We start from the raw sequence: 2,562 nt of genomic DNA, 5'->3' as shown, positions 1-2,562 counted from the left end.
GGTTGTGTGTATCACACACGAGAATCCAACCGTCCGACGCGCTCTGTAGCGCGAAACAGACTTGTTATAGGATCAAGCCTTACGGGCAATTAGTATCGGTTAGCTGAACGCATTACTGCGCTTACACACCCGACCTATCAACGTCCTGGTCTCGAACGACCCTTCAAGGGGATCTAGTCCCCAGGGATATCTCATCTTAAGGCGAGTTTCCCGCTTAGATGCTTTCAGCGGTTATCTCTTCCGAACATAGCTACCCGGCGATGCCACTGGCGTGACAACCGGTACACCAGAGGTTCGTCCACTCCGGTCCTCTCGTACTAGGAGCAGCCCCCTTCAAATATCCAACGCCCACGGCAGATAGGGACCAAACTGTCTCACGACGTTTTAAACCCAGCTCACGTACCTCTTTAAATGGCGAACAGCCATACCCTTGGGACCGGCTACAGCCCCAGGATGAGATGAGCCGACATCGAGGTGCCAAACACCGCCGTCGATATGAACTCTTGGGCGGTATCAGCCTGTTATCCCCAGAGTACCTTTTATCCGTTGAGCGATGGCCCTTCCATACAGAACCACCGGATCACTATGACCTGCTTTCGCACCTGCTCGACTTGTCGGTCTCGCAGTTAAGCACGCTTATGCCATTGCACTATCAGCACGATTTCCGACCGTACCTAGCGTACCTTCGTACTCCTCCGTTACGCTTTGGGAGGAGACCGCCCCAGTCAAACTGCCTACCATGCACTGTCCCCGACCCGGATCACGGGCCAAGGTTAGAACCTCAAACAAACCAGGGTGGTATTTCAAGGACGGCTCCACCGAAACTAGCGTTCCGGTTTCATAGCCTCCCACCTATCCTACACAGATCGGTTCAAAGTCCAATGCAAAGCTACAGTAAAGGTTCATGGGGTCTTTCCGTCTAGCCGCGGGTAGATTGCATCATCACAAACACTTCAACTTCGCTGAGTCTCGGGAGGAGACAGTGTGGCCATCGTTACGCCATTCGTGCAGGTCGGAACTTACCCGACAAGGAATTTCGCTACCTTAGGACCGTTATAGTTACGGCCGCCGTTTACCGGGACTTCAATCAAGAGCTTGCACCCCATCATTTAATCTTCCGGCACCGGGCAGGCGTCACACCCTATACGTCCACTTTCGTGTTTGCAGAGTGCTGTGTTTTTATTAAACAGTCGCAGCCACCAGTTTATTGCAACCCCTTCACCCTCCTGGCGCAGGCCAGTCAAGCTACAAGGGCGTACCTTATCCCGAAGTTACGGTACCAATTTGCCGAGTTCCTTCTCCCGAGTTCTCTCAAGCGCCTTAGAATACTCATCTCGCCCACCTGTGTCGGTTTGCGGTACGGTCATCGTTAGACTGAAGCTTAGAGGCTTTTCTTGGAACCACTTCCAATTGCTTCGCTCCCTAAGGAGCTCGCGCCACACCCTTGAATTACGCGCCCGGATTTGCCTAAGCGCCTTCTCCAATGCAGCGACCGGGACTTCCAACACCCGGACAACCTTCCGCGATCCGTCCCCCCATCGCATCTAACGACGGTGCAGGAATATTGACCTGCTTCCCATCAGCTACGCATTTCTGCCTCGCCTTAGGGGCCGACTCACCCTACGCCGATGAACGTTGCGTAGGAAACCTTGGGCTTACGGCGAGGGGGCCTTTCACCCCCTTTATCGCTACTCATGTCAGCATTCGCACTTCCGATACCTCCAGCACGCTTTTCAACGCACCTTCGCAGGCTTACGGAACGCTCTCCTACCATGCGTGCAAGCACGCATCCGCAGCTTCGGTATATAGCTTAGCCCCGTTACATCTTCCGCGCAGGACGACTCGATCAGTGAGCTATTACGCTTTCTTTAAAGGGTGGCTGCTTCTAAGCCAACCTCCTGACTGTTTTAGCCTTCCCACTTCGTTTCCCACTTAGCTATATTTGGGGACCTTAGCTGGCGGTCTGGGTTGTTTCCCTCTTGACACCGGACGTTAGCACCCGATGTCTGTCTCCCGTGATTGCACTCTTCGGTATTCGGAGTTTGCTATGGCGGGGTAATCTGCAATAGACCCCCCAACCATGACAGTGCTCTACCCCCGAAGGTGAGACACGAGGCACTACCTAAATAGTTTTCGGAGAGAACCAGCTATTTCCAGGTTTGTTTAGCCTTTCACCCCTATCCACAGCTCATCCCCTAACTTTTCAACGTTAGTGGGTTCGGACCTCCAGTACGTGTTACCGCACCTTCATCCTGGCCATGGATAGATCACCTGGTTTCGGGTCTACGCCCAGCAACTGAACGCCCTATTCGGACTCGCTTTCGCTACGCCTGCCCTATACGGTTAAGCTTGCTACTGAACGTAAGTCGCTGACCCATTATACAAAAGGTACGCCGTCACCCCTTACGAGGCTCCGACTGTTTGTATGCATGCGGTTTCAGGATCTATTTCACTCCCCTCCCGGGGTTCTTTTCGCCTTTCCCTCACGGTACTGGTTCACTATCGGTCGATCACGAGTATTTAGCCTTGGAGGATGGTCCCCCCATCTTCAGACAGGATTTC

General features: G+C 53.4%; 1 rRNA gene. It reads right to left on the bottom strand.

The features are described from left to right. Nucleotides 1-68 precede the first annotated feature (68 nt). A 23S ribosomal RNA gene (locus tag KDW55_RS29145) occupies nucleotides 69-2,562 on the bottom strand; the annotation flags it as partial.

This window comes from Burkholderia sp. AU19243, from assembly GCF_018148075.1.
Taxonomy (GTDB): domain Bacteria; phylum Pseudomonadota; class Gammaproteobacteria; order Burkholderiales; family Burkholderiaceae; genus Burkholderia; species Burkholderia latens_A.
This window is presented reverse-complemented; position numbering and strand designations above follow the sequence as displayed.